Raw genomic sequence first — 16648 nt, 5'->3', positions numbered from 1 at the left:
CGTTCTTGTCGCATGCGTCAGCGCGTCTTCGTAACCAGAAGGATCGCGAGTTTCAGTCGGTCGTCCGGCGTGAGCGCTTCGATGAGCTCGACAATCCGCCGGGCCTCCGCAATCTGGCTGAGCGCCCAGTCCCGGCTCACCGTCATGGCGGAAGATTTGTAGTCGGCGCTATGGCGCGCTTCCTGGAGATCCCTGAAGAGCGTGCCGATCTGCAGAATGTCAGAGGAGATCGCGGCCGCTTCCTTGCCGATGAGGCGGCTGCGCGCGATCCCGTGGTCCAGCAGGCGATAAACCGGCTCGCGCAGATCGTTCGCCTTCGTCCACACGCCCAGTTGGTCCGCGCAGATATAACAAAGCTCGTGGAACACCGCATAGTAGGCGCTGCTCACCGCCCGGCGCATCGCCGCCTTACGGAGGCTCGGACGCCCCTTCTGGGCCGCCAGCTGATCGGCGATGTCGAGCAGATCGGTGACCAGCGTGTTCTTCGAACGCGCCATCAGGGCGTCTCCGCCCCATCATCGCCTAAGATCTCGTCGTCCGCGAAATGTTTGCGGAGGTAGGGGAAGCGCTCCTCATCGAGGTCGAGAAGGCGCTGCCTGAGATCCGCATGGGCATTGGATATGTCGGCCACGTCGCGCGGATCCACGCCCGGTCGGAAGTACAGCGCCACGAAGAGCGACGGATCACCGTAATGATCGGGACCGACCTCGACATCGAGGTGATCGAAGCGGTCTGGCCCGAGGGCGCGCGAGAAGATCTCGTTGGCGACGGACCGGACGTCGGTATCCTTCAGCATCGTTCGTCTCCTGGACCGGAGCGCGTCTCCCGCCTTACCCCGTCAGCCCGCCCACCAGACTCGGCACGTCGAGCGGCCGGAACCCATAATGGTCGAGCCAGCGGACATCCGCCTCGAAGAACGGCCGCAGGTCCGGCATGCCGTATTTGAGCATGGCGATCCGGTCGATGCCGACGCCGAAGGCGAAGCCCTGCACGGCGTCCGGATCGAGCCCGCAATTGCGCAGCACGTTCGGGTGGACCATCCCGCAGCCCAGGATCTCCAGCCAGTCCTCGCCCTCGCCGAAGCGGATCTCGCCCCCCTTGCGCGAGCACTGGATGTCGACCTCCGCCGACGGCTCGGTGAACGGGAAGAAGGACGGGCGGAAGCGCATCTTCACGCCCTCCACCTCGAAGAACGCCTTGCAGAACTCCTCCAGCACCCATTTCAGGTTGGCGATGTTGGCGCTCGTGTCGATCACCAAGCCCTCGACCTGATGGAACATCGGCGTGTGGGTCTGATCGGAATCGTGCCGGTAGGTCCTCCCTGGGATGATCACCCGGATCGGCGGCGTCTGCGCCCGCATCGTGCGCACCTGCACGGGGGAGGTGTGGGTGCGCAGCACCTTGCGCTTCCCGTCCCGGTCGGGGGCCAGGAAGAAGGTGTCGTGCATCTCGCGGGCCGGGTGGCCCGGCGGGAAGTTCAGGGCGGTGAAGTTCAGCTCGTCCGTCTCGATATCCGGCCCCTCGGCCACCGCGAAGCCCATATCGGCGAAGATCGCGGTGATCTCGTCGATGACCTGGGAGATCGGGTGGATCCGGCCGCGCACCTCCGGCGCCTCGCGGACCGGCAGGGTGACGTCGACCCGCTCGGAGGCGAGGCGGGCCTCCAGGGCCGCTTCGGCCAGTTCGGTCTTGCGCGCGGTGACGGCGCCTTGAACCCGGTCGCGCAGGCCGTTGATCAGGGGCCCGCGCTCCTTGCGCTCCTCCGGAGTCATGCTGCCCAGGGTCTTCAGCAGATCCGAGACGCTGCCCTTCTTGCCGAGCGCGGCGACGCGCACGGCGTCGAGGGCCGCCTCGTCGGAGGCCGCCGACACCTGGGCCAGGAGGTCGCGTTCGAGGGTGTCGAGATCGGTCATCGCGGTCATCAAACAGGGTTGGCGGAGAAGGCCATTGCGGCGTGCTCTCGCGCGTTGTGCGCTCCGGCGCAAGCTAGGGGCGTCTCAAACGACGAAGGCGCGGCTCCCGGGGGAACCGCGCCTTCGTTAGGTCTCGCCTCGGGCCTGGATCAGGCGGCCTTGGCGGTGGTCTGGGGCAGCGCGGCCTTGGCCTTCTCGACGACGGCGGCAAAGCTCGCCGGCTCGTGGATCGCCAGTTCCGACAGGGCCTTGCGGTCGACGATGATGCCCGACTTGGCCAGGCCGTCGATGAAGCGCGAATAGGTCAGGCCGTGCTCGCGGACCGCCGCGTTGAGGCGCTGGATCCAGAGGGCGCGGAAGGTGCGCTTCTTGTTCTTGCGGTCGCGGTAGGCATACTGCATGCCCTTCTCGACCGCCTGCTTGGCGATGCGGATCGTATTCTTGCGCCGGCCGTAATAGCCCTTGGCGGCCTTCAGAACCTTCTTGTGCTTCGCGTGACTGGTCACGCCGCGCTTGACGCGGGCCATCGGTTATCTCCTGGATTCGACGAAAGACAGTGGCAACGGGTGTCGAAGGACTTACCGCGCGTTCGGCAGGAAGTACTTCTTCACGTTGGCGGCATCGCCCTCGAACAGGGTCGTGGTGCCGCGCAGGTTGCGGATCTGCTTGGTCGTCCGCTTGATCATCCCGTGGCGCTTGCCGGCCTGGGCATACATCACCTTGCCGGTGCCGGTGATCTTGAAGCGCTTCTTGGCGCCCGATTTCGTCTTCAGCTTGGGCATTTGGCTCTCCGTTGGCGAAACTCCGTCCGGCCGACCCGCGAGAGTCGGAGGGGGAGTGCGCGCTGATGCTTCTGGTGGAGCAGCACGAGCCGCCACGGCAGCCCTATCGGCCGGGCGGTTCGACGCGGGGCGGCTTATGACAGAAAGCTGACGCGCCGGCAACGTCCGCGCTGCGGGGCGGGGGAGATCGCTCGCCTGTGCGCGCTCGAGACGGAGCGGAGCGAAGCCGTGGCTGTTCCGGTCCGTCCTGACCGCGGCGGTGATTCGGAGGAATTCGGGGACAGCTTGCGCACCGCACAAAACGGCGCGCGACAGCGGCGGCGCCAGGAACCATAACCTTGGCCGCCAGTTTCATTCATGTCCCGCTCAGGCCGGCAGGGTTAGACCCCCCGTCAAATTCGGCCAACCAGGAGACACTTCGTGCGCATTGCCCAGATCGCTCCGTTGTCGGAGGCCGTTCCTCCGAAGTTCTACGGCGGCACCGAGCGCGTCGTCAGCTGGATTACAGAAGAACTGGTCCGCCAGGGCCACGACGTCACGCTCTTCGCCAGCGGCGACTCGCAGACCTCTGCCAAGCTGGCCTCCTGCACGCCGGAAGGCCTGCGCCTGCTCGGCTACCGGGACCACACCGCCAGCCATCTCGCGATGCTGCATCAGGTCCACCGGCGCGCCCACGAGTTCGACATCCTGCACTTCCACATCGACCTGCTGCAGTATCCGATGTTCGAGGACTTGAACCACAAGTGCCTCACGACGATGCACGGCCGCCTCGACGTGCCGGACTTCATGCCGGTCTACCGCACCTTCACGGGCATGCCGCTGGTCTCGATCTCCGACAACCAGCGCCTGCCGATGCCGCCGACCTCGAACTGGCTGGCGACGATCCATCACGGCCTGCCGGCCCAGAACTGCCCGTATTACGCCGAGGCCAAGGGCGGCTACCTCGCGTTCCTCGGCCGGATCTCCCCCGAGAAGCGGCCCGATCGCGCGATCGAGATGGCGATCCGCTCCGGCACGCCGCTCAAGATCGCCGCGAAGGTCGACAAGGCCGATCAGGATTACTGGGACGAGGTCATCGAGCCGATGATCCATCACCCGTTGGTCGAGTTCATCGGCGAGATCAACGAGGAGCAGAAGAAGGATTTCCTCGGCAACGCCCTGGCGCTCGCCTTCCCGATCGACTGGCCGGAGCCCTTCGGCCTGGTGATGATCGAGGCGATGTCGGCCGGCACCCCGGTGATCGCGTTCCGGAACGGCTCCGTGCCGGAGGTGATCAAGGACGGCGTGAGCGGCGTGCTCTGCGAGAACATGGACGATGCCGTGGCGGCCGTCGCCAAGGTGAAGACCATGAGCCGCGCCGGCGTGCGCCGCCACTTCGAGGGCGCCTTCACGGCCGAGTGCATGGTCAAGAAGTACGTGGCCGCCTACGAGGAGCTGCTCAGCCGCGGCGCGGACGTGATCAAGCTGCCGAGCTCCGGCTTCAAGCCGCATTTCGGTGAGGTGAATGGCTCGGCGCGGCCGTCGATCCCGGTCGCCGCCATGCCGGCCTGAGCCGCGGCATCGGGCTTGCGAGGCCGGTCGCGACCGGCCTAGCGTCTTAAAGGCGACTCATCCGTCAGGTGAACAAGGGCCGCTGCATCAGCATTGATGCGGCGGCCCTCTCGATTCGTACCCTCAAGCACCCGGAGATGCCCTGCATGGCGGACAACACGGCAGCGGCCCAAGCGGCAACGAATCACGCGGTGACGGCCCGGATGGCGGTCGGGGGTTTGGCGCACGGCTTTCAGGACGCGGATGACGTGCTGCCGCCCTACCACATCGAGGCGCAGACCTCCCTGGTTGAGCGGCCCCTCCGCTCCCTGAAGTTCGGAGAGGCGTTCGGGGTCCTCGATTCCTACGGCGATATCGGCGTCCAGCCGGGGCCCGAAGGCCTGTATTTCCAGGACACGCGCTACCTGTCGCGCCTGGAGGTGACCGTCGAGGGCCAGCGCCCGCTGATGCTCTCCTCTGTGATGCAGGACGATAACGGCGCGCTGAGCGTCGACATGACGACGCCCGACATCCGCCTGGACGCGCACGACGAGACCTCGATCCCCCGCGAGACGATCGCGATCGAGCGCACCAAGTTCCTGTTCCGCGGCGCCTGCTACGACCGGATCGGCCTGCGCTCCTTCGACTCGAAGCATCGCCGCCTGCGCATCGCCGTGACCTTCGATGCGGACTTCCGCGACCTGTTCGAGGTGCGCGGCACCGACCGCAAGGAGCGCGGCAAGCGCGGCGTCCTGGTGGCGAGCGACCGGGAGGTCCAGTTCCGCTACGTGGGCCTAGACGAGATCGTGCGGACCACCGCCCTGCATTTCGGCCCGAAGCCGGATCTCATCGAGCCGGGCCGCGCGGTCTTCGACGTGTCGCTGCCCCCGGAGGGCAAGACCTCTCTGTTCATCCGCGTGACCTTCGAGGCGCACCGCGCCTTCACCAAGCCGCCGACCGACACGATGGTCGGCGAGGATGCGGCCGCCAGGCTGACGCTCGCGGCCAATGCCGGCGGCGCCCGGCGGGAGCCCAAGGATCTCGGCGAGGGCATGATCTTCGCCCGGGCCTACCGCGATTCCCGCCGCGACCTGCGGGCGCTGACGGCGGGCATCACCACGATCATCTCGTCGAACGACCAGTTCAACGAGGGCCTCTGCCGGGCCACCGCCGACCTCTACATGCTGGCGAGCCGCACGCCCGAGGGAATCTACCCCTTCGCCGGCATCCCCTGGTACTCCACGGTCTTCGGCCGCGACGGCATCATCACGGCGATGATGGCGCTCTGGATCGACCCGAAATTCGCCCGCGGCGTCCTGCGCTACCTCGCCTCGACCCAGGCCAAGGCCGTCGACCCGGCCGCCGACGCCCAGCCCGGCAAGGTCCTGCACGAGACCCGCCGCGGCGAGATGGCGATGCTCGGCGAGGTGCCGTTCCGGCACTATTACGGCACGATCGACGGCACGCCGCTCTTCGTGATGCTGGCCTGGGAGTACTATGCCGTGACGGGCGATCTGGAGACGATCCGGGCGATCTGGCCGGCGCTGGAACTCGCGCTCGAATGGATGGACCGCTACGGCGACCGGGACGGCGACGGCTTCGTCGAATATGCCCGCGACACCGACAAGGGCCTGGAGAACCAGGGCTGGAAGGACAGCCATGATTCGATCTTCCACGCCGACGGCCAGCTGGCGAAGGGGCCGATCGCTTTGTGCGAGGTGCAGGGCTACGTCTACGCCGCCAAGCACGGCATGGCGAAGCTCGCCGCCCTCCTCGGGCACGACCCGATGGCCGAGCGCCTGATGCAGGAGGCCGCCGCCCTGCGTGAGCGGTTCGACGAAGCCTTCTGGAACGAGGAGATCGGCACCTACGCGCTCGCCCTCGACGGCGCGAAGAAGCAGTGTGCCGTGCGCTCGTCCAATGCCGGCCACGCCCTGTTCACCGGCATCGCCAAGCCGGAGCGGGCCGCGCGGGTCGCCGACACCCTGCTGTCGAAGGACGGGTTCAACGGCTGGGGCGTGCGCACGATCGCCAAGGGTGAGGCGCGCTACAACCCGATGTCGTACCACAACGGCTCGATCTGGCCGCACGACAACGCGCTCGTCGCCATGGGTCTCGCCCGCTACGACCGCAAGCACGAGGCCGCGCGCATCTTCCAGGGGATGTTCGACACCTCGCTCTATCAGGACCAGAAGCGGCTGCCGGAGCTGTTCTGCGGCTTCATGCGGCGCAAGCAGCGCGGGCCGGTCTCCTACCCGGTGGCCTGCAGCCCGCAGGCCTGGGCGGCGGCGGCACCCTTCGCGTTCCTGGCGGCGTGCCTGGGCCTCGAACTCGACCACGCCCGCAACAGCGTCCGGCTGAAGAACCCGATCCTGCCGGGCTTCCTCGACGGCGTGACGCTCTACAACGTCCGGCTCGGCGGCTCGCACCTCGACATCCGCTTCCAGCGCTACGACGACGACGTCACCGTCTCGGTCCAGCGCCGGCACGGAGACGTGCAGGTGATCGTCACCAAGTAGGGGATCGAGGTTGGGACTCCCCTCGGCGGCCCGCTTCGGGGTAAGCGGGCCGCGCGGCGCCTTCCGCCGCCGAGGACGGGTTGATGCCGGCTGATCACGACGCCCCGCAAGCTTTGCGCCTCGCGCAGGCTCTGATCCGCTGCGCCTCCGTCACCCCGGAGGATCGCGGCGCCCTCGACGTCGTGGCCGACGCACTCCGACCTGCGGGCTTCACGATCGAGCGGCCGGTCTTCGCCGAGCCCGGCTATCCCGACACGCCGAACCTGTTCGCGCGCCTCGGCGACCGCGGCCGCTGCCTCGTCTTCGCCGGCCACACCGACGTCGTGCCGGAGGGGGAGGGCCCCTGGCGCCACGGTCCGTTCGAGGGCGCGGTGGCCGAGGGGATGCTGTACGGCCGGGGTGCGGCCGACATGAAGGGCGGCGTCGCCTGCATGCTCGCGGCGACGCTGGCCTTCCTGGAACGCCGCGGCCCGGACCTTCCGGGCTCCATCGCGTTCCTGATCACCGGCGACGAGGAGGGTCCCGCGGTCAACGGCACCGTGAAACTGCTCGATTGGGCACGCGCCCGCGGCGAGCGCTTCGATCATTGCATCCTCGGCGAACCGACCAATCCGGGCCGATTGGGGGAGATGATCAAGATCGGGCGGCGCGGCTCACTCACCGGCAAGCTGACCGTCATCGGCCGGCAGGGCCACGTCGCCTACCCGCACAAGGCCGAGAATCCGATTCCCGGCCTGCTGCGCCTCGCCTCGGCGCTGATCGCGGAGCCGCTCGACCAAGGGACGGCCCATTTCGACGCCTCGAACCTCGAATTCACCACGATCGATGTCGGCAACCCCGCCACCAACGTGATCCCAGCGACCGCCCGGGCGACGTTCAACGTGCGCTTCAACGACGACTGGACCGCCGAGAGTCTCGGCGCCGAGATCCGCCGGCGGTTGGAGCAGGCGGCCGGGAACGCGGTGCGCTTCACCCTCGATCTCCAGCCCTCGAACGCGCCGGCCTTCCTGACCCGGCCGGATGCCTTCGTGGATCTCGTCTCGGAGGCGATCCGGGCGGAGACCGGGCTGACGCCGATCCTGTCGACCACGGGGGGCACCTCGGATGCCCGCTTCATCAAGGATTCCTGCCCGGTGATCGAGTTCGGCCTCGTGGGCGAGACCATGCACCAGACCGACGAATGCGTGGCGGTCGCCGATCTGGAGCGGCTGACCGCGATCTACGAACGGGTGCTCGAAGCCTATTTCCCGGCATCGTAATCGACGCCCACGAAGGTCAGCCCGGCGGCCGGCGCCAGGGGGCCGCACCGGCTTTTCTCGCCCGAGGCGAGGATGTCGGCCACATCGTCGGCCGAGAGCCGGCCGCAGCCGGCGAGCATCAGCGTCCCGACCATCGCCCGCACCTGATGGTGGAGGAAGGAGCGCGCCGCTGTCGCCACCACGATCTCCTCGTGCAGCGCCATTGTCCTGCGGGTGACATCGAGCTGTTCCAGCGTGCGGATCGGGCTGTTGGCTTGGCATTCCGCCGCGCGGAAGGCCGAGAAGTCGTGACGGCCGACGAGGTGCTGGGCCGCCGCATGCATCAGGTCCGCGTCGAGGGGCCAGGGCACGTGCCAGACATGGGCGCGGGTCAACGCCGCGGGACTGCGCCGGTTCAGGATCCGGTAGCGGTAGTGGCGGCGGATCGCCGAATGGCGGGCGTCAAAACTCTCCGGCGCGATCTCGGCCGAGAGGATGGCGACGGGCTGCGGCCGCAGATGGGCGTTCAGGGCATCGCGGACGGTGTCGGTCCGCCAGGGTTTGGCGAGATCGAGATGCGCGACTTGGTGGATGGCGTGCACGCCGGCATCGGTCCGCCCGGCGCAGGTGAGCCGGACATCCTCCCCGGAGAACCGCAGGATCGCGGCCTCGATCGCGCCCTGGACGGTGGGATCCTCGGCCTGCCGCTGCCAGCCGCAGAACGGTCCGCCGTCGTACTCGATGACGAGCTTGTAGCGGGGCATCAGCCGAGGCGGGCGCCGGACGTCAGGCGCGCCCCGCGCACGAAGTCGGCCCCACTCGCGCTGCCCCCCTTGCCGGCGCGGCGCAATTCCAGCAGCCGCACCGCACCCTCGCCGCAGCCGACGGTTCCATCGGGATCGAGGAGCGTCCCCGCGGCGCCCGAGGCGTGGACGGGGGCGGCTCGGAGCACCTTCACCCGCTCGGGCCCCTTGCCGAGATCGGTCTCGAAGAACGCCCCCGGAAAGGGCGACAGCCCGTTGATGTGGTTGGCCACCTCAGCGGCCGGGCGCGACCAGTCGATCCGCGCCTCGTCGTTGGTGATCTTGCGGGCGTAGACGACGCCGTCCTCCAGCTGCGGCGTGAAGGCAAGCGTTCCCTGCTCCAGGCGGGCGAGGGCCTGCGCCATCAATGCGGCGCCGACCGGCATCAGCGCGTCGTGCAGCTCGCCGGCGGTCATGCCGGGGGTGATCGGCACCCGCGCCTCCAGGGCGACGGGACCGGTGTCGAGCCCGGCTTCCATCCGCATCACGCCGACGCCGCTCTCGGCATCGCCCGCCATCACGGCCCGCTGGATCGGCGCCGCCCCGCGCCAGCGCGGCAGCAGGGAGCCGTGGAGGTTCAGGCAGCCGTGCTTCGGCGCGTCGAGGATCGCCTGCGGCAGCAGCATCCCGTAGGCCACCACCACGGCGACGTCGGCTCGGTGCGCGGCGAAGGTCTCCGCGGCCTCCGGCGTGCGCAGCGTCGTCGGGGTGAGCACCGGTACGCCGAGCTTTTCGGCGAGCGCGTGGACCGGCGATGGCCGCAAGCTCATGCCGCGGCCGGCCTTGGCGGGCGCGCGGGTGTAGACGGCCGCGATCGCGTGGCCGTCCTGCGCCAGCCGTTCCAGCGTCGGCACCGCGAAATCCGGGGTGCCCATGAACACGACGCGCATGGCCGGTTCAGGCCGCGTCGCGCTTGGCCGCCTTGGCGAACTTCTTGATCACGCGGTCCCGCTTCAGCTTCGACAGGTGGTCGATGAACAGCACGCCGTTCAGATGGTCGATCTCGTGCTGGATGCAGGTGGCGAGCAGGCCGTCGGCCTCGATCTCCTGCTCCCTGCCGTCGAGGTCGCGGAACTTGACGCGGACCCGGTCCGGCCGCTCGACCTCGCCGTAATAGTCGGGGATCGACAGGCAGCCCTCGTCGTAGACGCGCTTCTCCTCGGAGGACCAGACGATCTCCGGGTCGATGAAGACCTGCGGCTTGCGCACGCCCTCTTCCTTCGAGGTGTCGATGGTCACGACACGCTTCGGCACGCCGACCTGGATCGCCGCGAGGCCGACGCCCGGCGCGTCGTACATGGTCTCGAACATGTCGGCCACGAGGGTCTTGATCTCGCCGGTGATCGGGCCGACCGGGTCGGAGATGCGGCGCAGGACGGGGTCGGGGAGGATGACGAGCGAACGGATGGTCATGGCGGCAACCGGCAGGGACAGCGCCGGGTCGAGTCCGGGCTTTTCCGTCGAATAGGATGCAGGTCGAGACCGGTCAAATACCGCGCCGCGGCCTCAGAACGCGGTGCGGCTCCGGATCGCCGCCGTCAACGTCCCCTCGTCGAGGTAGTCAAGCTCCCCGCCGACCGGCACGCCGTGGGCGAGGCGCGTGACCTTCACGTCGCAATGGCGGATCGAGTCCGTGACGTAATGGGCCGTGGTCTGGCCGTCGACCGTGGCGTTGAGCGCCAGGATGACCTCGGTCACCACCGGATCGGCCGCGCGTTCCACGAGGCTCGCGAGGTTCAGGTGCTCCGGCCGCACGCCGTCGAGCGCCGAGAGCACGCCGCCCAGCACGTGATAGCGCGCCTTGACGGCCCCGGAGCGCTCCAGCGCCCAGAGATCGGACACGTCCTCCACAACCACCAGTGTGGTGGGGTCGCGCTCGGCGTCGCGGCAGATCGTGCAGGGCTCGGAGGTGTCGACGTTGCCGCAGCTCGAGCAGACCACGATCCGCTCGGCCGCGACCCGCATCGCGTCGGCGAGCGGTCCGAGCAGCGTGTCACGCCGCTTGATCAGCTGCAGCGCCGCGCGCCGGGCCGAGCGCGGCCCGAGCCCGGGCATGCGGGCGAGGAGCTGGATCAGACGTTCGATCTCGGGGCCGGCGACGGCTTGGGGCATCGTGCCTCTGTGGAGACGCTGGGCGTGGGACGGGCGTGCCGTCCGGCATCGGCATAGCCGTCGCCGATCAGCATGCAAGGTCGGATGGATGGATGACTGGTATATGGGTATTCCAGAGCCGTTCCGCTTGTCTCGGGCGGCCCGACGATGCGGGTGACTGCTGACAGACGGGGGTTCCTGCTTCCGGGACTGTGGTCTAACCTGTTTGTCCACATTGCGGGCTTTGAACGAAGTCCATAAGGACAGTGAAGCTTCGCCGCCTACCCAGCGGTGGGTCGAAAAGCGGCCGGGGAGCGGAGATCCTGCGTGCGGCGGACCTGTACGACCGCACGGACGTCCCCCGGACCATTCCGGACGCGGACCGCGTCCGGCTCAGTCGCGTCGACGGTCGAACAGGGGCCCGGGAGATACGCTCTTGACCAACATCGGTGATCACAACGCGGCCCACGGCGCCGAGGCGGCCGGCTTCCGCGACCTCAAGGCGGTGCACTGGAACTTCGAGGCGCCGCGCCTCTACGAGGAGGCTTTGTCCCGCAAGGAGGCGCAGCTCGCCCGCGGCGGCGCGATCGTCGCCACCACCGGCAGCCATACCGGCCGCTCGCCCAAGGACAAGTTCGTGGTGCGCGACGCCGCCACCGAGAACGAGGTCTGGTGGGACAATAACGGCGCGATCACGCCCGAGCAGTTCGAGACCCTGCGCCAGGATTTCCTGAAACACGCCGAGGGCAAGGAGCTGTTCGCCCAGGACCTCTACGGCGGCGCCGACCCGGCCCATCGGGTGAAGGCCCGGGTGTTCACCGAGTTCGCGTGGCACTCGCTGTTCATCCGCAACCTGCTGATCCGGCCGGACCGCTCGGAGATCGCCACCTACGTGCCCGACATGACGATCATCGACCTGCCGAGCTTCCAGGCGGACCCCGCCCGGCACGGCTGCCGGTCCAAGACCGTGATCGCCATCGACTTCTCGAAGAAGCTCGTGCTGATCGGCGGCTCGGCCTACGCGGGCGAGATGAAGAAGTCGGTCTTCACCTACCTGAACTACATCCTGCCCGGCCAGGGCGTGATGCCGATGCACTGCTCGGCCAACGCGGCGCTCGATGCCGAGGGCGGCTCGGCCATCTTCTTCGGCCTCTCGGGCACCGGCAAGACCACGCTGTCGAACGATAGCTCCCGCCAGCTGCTGGGCGACGACGAGCACGGCTGGTCGAACGAGGGCATCTTCAACTTCGAGGGCGGCTGCTACGCCAAGACCATTCGGCTCTCGCGCAACGCCGAGCCCGAGATCTACGCCACCACCGAGCGCTTCGGCACGGTGATGGAGAACGTGGTGATCGATCCGGTTACCCGGGTGCCCGACTTCGACGATGCCTCGCTCACCGAGAACACCCGCTGCGCCTACCCGCTGGATTTCATCGCGAATGCCAGCGCCACCGGCCGGGCCGGGCATCCGAAGAACATCGTGATGCTGACCTGCGACGCCTTCGGGGTGATGCCGCCGATCGCCAAGCTCACCGGCGCCGAGGCGATGTACCACTTCCTCTCGGGCTACACCGCCAAGGTGGCGGGTACCGAGCGGGGCCTGACCGGGCCGGAGGCGACCTTCTCGACCTGCTTCGGCGCCCCGTTCATGCCGCGGCACCCGAGCACCTACGGCAACCTGCTGCGCGACCTGATCGCCAAGCACGACGTCGATTGCTGGCTGGTCAATACCGGCTGGACCGGCGGCGGCGTCGGCACCGGCCGGCGGATGCCGATCCGCGTCACCCGGCGCCTGCTCTCCGCGGCGCTCGACGGTTCGCTGTCGCAGGCCGAGTTCCGGCGCGATCCGTATTTCGGCTTCGCGGTGCCGGTCTCGGTCCCGGGCGTCGAGCCGCACATCCTGACCCCGGTGAAGACCTGGGCCAACAAGGGCGCCTTCGTGGAGACGGCGGCGCGGCTCGTTAAGATGTTCGACGACAACTTCAAGCGGTTCGAGGCTCATGTCGACGCCGACGTGCGCGCCGCCGGGCCGACCGCGCAGGCGATCGCGGCCTGAGCGGGGATCACGGCGGCGGCTCGTGAGGCCGCCGCCGTGACGGGATCGGTCCATGCTTCGCGCACGACTTGGGCTCGGCTTTGACCCTGTCCGAGCTCATGATGGCTCGCCGCGCTTATGCCCTGCGGACGTCACGCGGCTGTCTCAAGGAGCCGCATTCTCACCACCCGTCGGCGTCTGTTCGAGGCATGCTGAACGGTGTGCCCTAACCATTGTGCGGTCGAGCTTTGGAGTAAGCCCCGAATCGAATATTGCACGGGCGCATTCTATTGTGCGGTCCGGTCACTGAAGCGACGAAGTCGTTGGGTGATCACATATTTCATCTCGATATTTATGGTGCTCGCGAAGACAAGGCACCCCGTTTTTCGATTCGTCTATGGCTGAAAGAAAATTTCAGTGGCCGGATGAACTGTAGGGCTTTTCTGCGCCGCCGCGGAACTGGACGCACAATAAAAAATCGATATCCTTCGGTCAGACGAGTGCCGAGGGACGGGGCACGATGCCAACGATTGTTGTTCTACTGGCCTCGGTCATCGTTATGACTTTGGTGCTGCTTGACGAGGGGCGTGCCAATCAAACTCGGACGCCGCTTCCTCCACCTGCCGAGCGCTTGGTTCTCGATCTGCCGGGTGATCCCCGGCGTCCCGTGAAGCTCCGGGTGCCGGTGGTCTTCCCGCCCGGCTCCGGCCCGTTCCCCCTCGCGATCTGGAACCATGGCAGCAATGGCAGCGGTGGCACCATGGATGAAAACACCGTCAGCCAGAACATGGGTGTCTACTACCTGCTGTCGCGGGGATACGCCGTTGCCATGCCGTTGATGCGCGGCTTCGGTAATTCTGGAGACGGGATCCATAATACGGGCTGCCGCCTCGATGATCTGGGACGCGACGCGGCGGCCGATGTCCTGGCCGTCATCGATCCGCTCGCGAAGCAGCATAAGATCGATGCGAGTCGGATCGTCGTAGCCGGTTCGAGCTTCGGAGGCTGGAATGCCCTGGCGATCGGGACGTTCCGCGATGCGCGAATCGCGGCCATCATCAACTTCTACGGCGGCGTACATTCGAGCGCATGCCGGGATCATCAGAAGCCGCTGATCGAGAGCAGCCGCCGGTTCGGTCAATCGAGCCGCGTACCGTCGCTCTGGCTCTATGGCAGCAATGACCAGATCTTTCCCAAACCTCTCTGGCAGGCCATGTACCGGGCCTATACAGAGCAGGGGGGACGGGCGGACATCGTCGATTTTGGACAGTTCAGGACCGATTCCCATAAGTTGCTCGGCGATCCCTCGGCGACCGAGTTGTTCGCCGGTCCGGTGGATCGTTTCCTGGCCGGACTCGGCCTGCCCGGCAAGAAGATCAACTCCGAATACCTGCCGAGCGAGCCGCCGCCGGCGACGCACTATGCTGCAATCGACGACATCGGCGCCGTGCCGTTCCTGAACGCGCGCGGTCAGGAGATCTACAAGAAGTTCCTCAGTGCTCCGTCCCCCAAGGCATTGGTCATCGCACCGAAGTCGTTGATGGTCGCCGAATACGGCGGATTCGATCCGTTGGCGCGTGCCATGGCGGCCTGTCAGAAGAACGGCGCGACGTGTTGGCCCTACGCCGTCAACGACATCGTGGTTTGGGCGCATCCGACGCCATCGCCGCCGCCAACGCATTTCGCGCGCCTCGAGGATACGGCCGCGGTTCCGTACGTGGATGCGGCCGGGAAGACCGCTTATGGACGGTTCCTGACTGCGCCCCGTCCCCGCGCCTTCGTGATCGGCCCCGATGGCAGCTGGTCGATGGCCGTGGGTGAACGCGATCCGGTTGCCGCGGCCCTTGCGACCTGTGGGGATCCGAAGCGCGTGACGTGTCAGCCGTATGCGGTCGATGGGACGATCGTGTGGCCGGCATCGGAAGCGGCCGCCCATTGAGGATGGCTCTCGCGCGTCATCGCTTCTGGATCCGCACCGAGCTACGGGGCGTTACCGCGGCGGGTGTGCGATCAGGATGCCCGCCAGCGTCAGCGCGACGACGCCTAAGACCAGCGACAGCAGCCGCCAGAACAGGAGCGGGTCGCGCTCCAGCAGGGCCGGCCGGCGGTCCTCGGTGAAGGTCGGGTTCGGATAGCGCAGGTCGTGCACGAATTCCGACAGCGTCTGGTAGCGCTTGAGCGGATCCACATGCACGGCCTTCCGGAGCGCCCCGTCGACCCAGACCGGGAGCAGCGGCCGCACGGTCAACGCCGACGCGTAGCGCAGCCGACGCTGGGCTGAGGCCGTACGCGCCCGCGGCACCGCATCGCCGTAGGGGAGCCGCCCGGTCAGCATCTGATAGGCGATGACACCGACCGAGAAGACATCCGAGGCGGCGGTGGACGCGACACCCAAAAAACATTCCGGTGCCGTGTACTGCACCGTTCCGAGGATCTCGGCGGGATCGATCCGCGGATCGCCCTCGACGACGCCGGCCACCTTGGTGGCGCCGAAATCGATCACCTGCACGATTCCGCTCGTGTCGATCAGGACGTTGTCGGGCCGCAGATCCTGATGGACCATCTCCTGACGGTGGAAAGCCTGCACGCCCCGGGCGAGCTGCTCCACGAGGCCGCGCACCGCCTCCAACTCGGGCGCGGTGTGGTCGCGCATCCACTGGGTCAGGGTCTGGCCCTCGACGTAGCGCATGACCGTGTAGAGATGGCTGCGGCGCCGCGCCGGCGGCTGGGCTTTCAGCACGTGCGGATTGTCGATCCGCCGGGCGATCCACTCCTCCAGGGCGAAGCGTTTGCGCTGGGCGGGATCGTCGCGCAGGTCGAGGGACAGCACCTTCAGGGCGACCCGCGCCCCGGTCTCCGCTTCGACCGCGAGATAGACGCGGCTGCGCGGGCCGGAATGCAGGATTTGCAAAAGGCGGTAGCCGTCGAACTCGGCCGGCGGGTCGAGGAGCGGCGCGGGATCGAGACCTCCGACATCGCCGAGCCGGTCGGCGGCCTCGCCCTCCGGCACGGCATCGATTCGGACGATCTGAATCGTCAGGTTGTCCGGGCTGCCGGCTGCGAGCGCCGCCTCGACGATCGTGCGGGCCGCGGCATCGAGATCATCCGCGGCCATGATCGCGGCCACGATCTCCCGGGGGCGTACGTGCTCGTGGACGCCATCCGTCGTGAGCACGAAGATATCGCCGGCCGCGATGGTGAGGCTGTGGTAATCGATCTCCGCCCGGCCGGTCACGCCGAGCGCCCGGCCGAGGTAGGATTCTGCCGTCGAGACCACCACGCGGTGATCCTCGGTGAGCTGTTCCAGGGAGCGCCCGGACACGCGCCAGATCCGGGCATCGCCGACATGGAAGAGGTGGGCTGTCCGCGCCTTCAGGATCAGGGCATCGAAGGTGGTGACGTAGCCCCGGTCGGCATCGTTGGGGTCGCGGCCGCGCCGGGTCTGGGCGTAGAGCCAGGAATCGGCCGCTGCGATCACCCGCTGCGCCGCGTTCTTCACCGACCACGTGTCAGGGGTGGCGTAGTAATCGCTCAGGAAGCTCTTGACCGCGGTCTCGCTCGCCGCCGCGCCGGCCGCGCTGCTGCTGATCCCGTCGGCGAGGGCCACCGCAATGCCCTTGAGGCCCAGCGCCGGCTGTTCCGGCACGAGGGACCCGTGAAAATCCTGGTTCTCGGGCTTGCGGCCGGCGGCGCTGTGCTGGCCGATCGTGACCGCGAGAGCGCGAGACGGGCCCACG

At 67.9% G+C, this 16648-nt stretch carries 15 protein-coding genes; 5 read left to right on the top strand and 10 right to left on the bottom strand.

What is annotated here, in order from left to right; translation table 11 throughout:
- Positions 1 to 17: 17 nt before the first annotated feature.
- The 5 genes from FVE89_RS14170 to rpmI form a co-directional block, all read right to left on the bottom strand.
- Positions 18 to 497 carry a hypothetical protein gene (locus FVE89_RS14170; RefSeq protein WP_160534571.1) on the bottom strand — a complete coding sequence of 160 codons (480 nt, stop codon included), beginning with the start codon at positions 495 to 497 and terminating at the stop codon, positions 18 to 20.
- A complete protein-coding gene (locus tag FVE89_RS14165) occupies positions 497 to 796 on the bottom strand; it encodes a hypothetical protein (protein WP_160534570.1) in 300 nt (99 codons plus the stop codon). The genes FVE89_RS14170 and FVE89_RS14165 overlap by 1 nt, the downstream gene beginning before the upstream one ends.
- 34 nt (positions 797 to 830) lie before the next feature.
- Complete coding sequence (gene pheS, locus FVE89_RS14160) at positions 831 to 1913, bottom strand: phenylalanine--tRNA ligase subunit alpha (protein WP_160534569.1); 1083 nt, start codon at positions 1911 to 1913, stop codon at positions 831 to 833.
- A gap of 149 nt (positions 1914 to 2062) precedes the next feature.
- Positions 2063 to 2440 (bottom strand): 50S ribosomal protein L20, encoded by a 378-nt coding sequence (rplT, locus tag FVE89_RS14155; protein WP_160534568.1) that lies wholly within the window; start codon positions 2438 to 2440, stop codon positions 2063 to 2065.
- 51 nt (positions 2441 to 2491) lie between these two features.
- Positions 2492 to 2695 carry a 50S ribosomal protein L35 gene (gene rpmI / locus FVE89_RS14150; RefSeq protein WP_007561407.1) on the bottom strand — a complete coding sequence of 68 codons (204 nt, stop codon included), beginning with the start codon at positions 2693 to 2695 and terminating at the stop codon, positions 2492 to 2494.
- 420 nt (positions 2696 to 3115) lie between these two features.
- On the opposite strand from rpmI, the gene FVE89_RS14145 reads away from it, so the two are divergent.
- The 3 genes from FVE89_RS14145 (at position 3116) to dapE (ending at position 8003) form a co-directional block, all read left to right on the top strand.
- A complete protein-coding gene (locus FVE89_RS14145; protein WP_160534567.1) occupies positions 3116 to 4246 on the top strand; it encodes a glycosyltransferase family 4 protein in 1131 nt (376 codons plus the stop codon).
- 203 nt (positions 4247 to 4449) lie between these two features.
- A complete protein-coding gene (locus FVE89_RS14140) occupies positions 4450 to 6744 on the top strand; it encodes an amylo-alpha-1,6-glucosidase (RefSeq protein WP_160534614.1) in 2295 nt (764 codons plus the stop codon).
- Positions 6745 to 6827: 83 nt separating this feature from the next.
- Complete coding sequence (gene dapE / locus FVE89_RS14135) at positions 6828 to 8003, top strand: succinyl-diaminopimelate desuccinylase (protein WP_160534566.1); 1176 nt, start codon at positions 6828 to 6830, stop codon at positions 8001 to 8003.
- Here dapE and truA read toward each other — a convergent pair.
- The 4 genes from truA to recR all read right to left on the bottom strand — a co-directional run bounded on the left by truA (position 7985) and on the right by recR (position 10897).
- Positions 7985 to 8746, bottom strand: coding sequence for a tRNA pseudouridine(38-40) synthase TruA (gene truA / locus FVE89_RS14130; RefSeq protein WP_160534565.1), 762 nt, complete (start codon positions 8744 to 8746; stop codon positions 7985 to 7987). The genes dapE and truA overlap by 19 nt on opposite strands.
- Entirely contained in the window at positions 8746 to 9675 is a 930-nt protein-coding gene (fmt, locus tag FVE89_RS14125; protein WP_160534564.1) for a methionyl-tRNA formyltransferase, read from the bottom strand. The genes truA and fmt overlap by 1 nt, the downstream gene beginning before the upstream one ends.
- Positions 9676 to 9682: 7 nt before the next feature.
- Positions 9683 to 10198 (bottom strand): peptide deformylase, encoded by a 516-nt coding sequence (gene def / locus FVE89_RS14120; protein WP_160534563.1) that lies wholly within the window; start codon positions 10196 to 10198, stop codon positions 9683 to 9685.
- 93 nt (positions 10199 to 10291) lie between these two features.
- Positions 10292 to 10897 (bottom strand): recombination mediator RecR, encoded by a 606-nt coding sequence (gene recR, locus FVE89_RS14115; RefSeq protein WP_160534562.1) that lies wholly within the window; start codon positions 10895 to 10897, stop codon positions 10292 to 10294.
- A 415-nt stretch (positions 10898 to 11312) separates the two neighbouring features.
- Here recR and FVE89_RS14110 point away from each other — a divergent pair, with 415 nt between their 5' ends.
- Both FVE89_RS14110 and FVE89_RS14105 read left to right on the top strand, forming a co-directional pair.
- The gene (locus FVE89_RS14110) at positions 11313 to 12932 is read left to right on the top strand and encodes a phosphoenolpyruvate carboxykinase (protein ID WP_160534561.1); all 1620 of its coding nucleotides are present in this window, start codon (positions 11313 to 11315) and stop codon (positions 12930 to 12932) included.
- Positions 12933 to 13431: 499 nt separating this feature from the next.
- Positions 13432 to 14850 carry a prolyl oligopeptidase family serine peptidase gene (locus tag FVE89_RS14105; RefSeq protein ID WP_160534560.1) on the top strand — a complete coding sequence of 473 codons (1419 nt, stop codon included), beginning with the start codon at positions 13432 to 13434 and terminating at the stop codon, positions 14848 to 14850.
- 51 nt (positions 14851 to 14901) lie between these two features.
- On the opposite strand, the gene FVE89_RS14100 is transcribed toward FVE89_RS14105, so the two are convergent.
- Positions 14902 to 16647, bottom strand: a complete 1746-nt coding sequence (locus FVE89_RS14100; protein WP_160534613.1) for a bifunctional serine/threonine-protein phosphatase/kinase — start codon at positions 16645 to 16647, stop codon at positions 14902 to 14904.
- Between the last annotated feature and the right edge of the window lies 1 nt (position 16648).

Origin of the sequence: Methylobacterium sp. 2A (assembly GCF_009806555.1) — a bacterium.
Lineage (GTDB): Bacteria > Pseudomonadota > Alphaproteobacteria > Rhizobiales > Beijerinckiaceae > Methylobacterium.
This window is presented reverse-complemented; position numbering and strand designations above follow the sequence as displayed.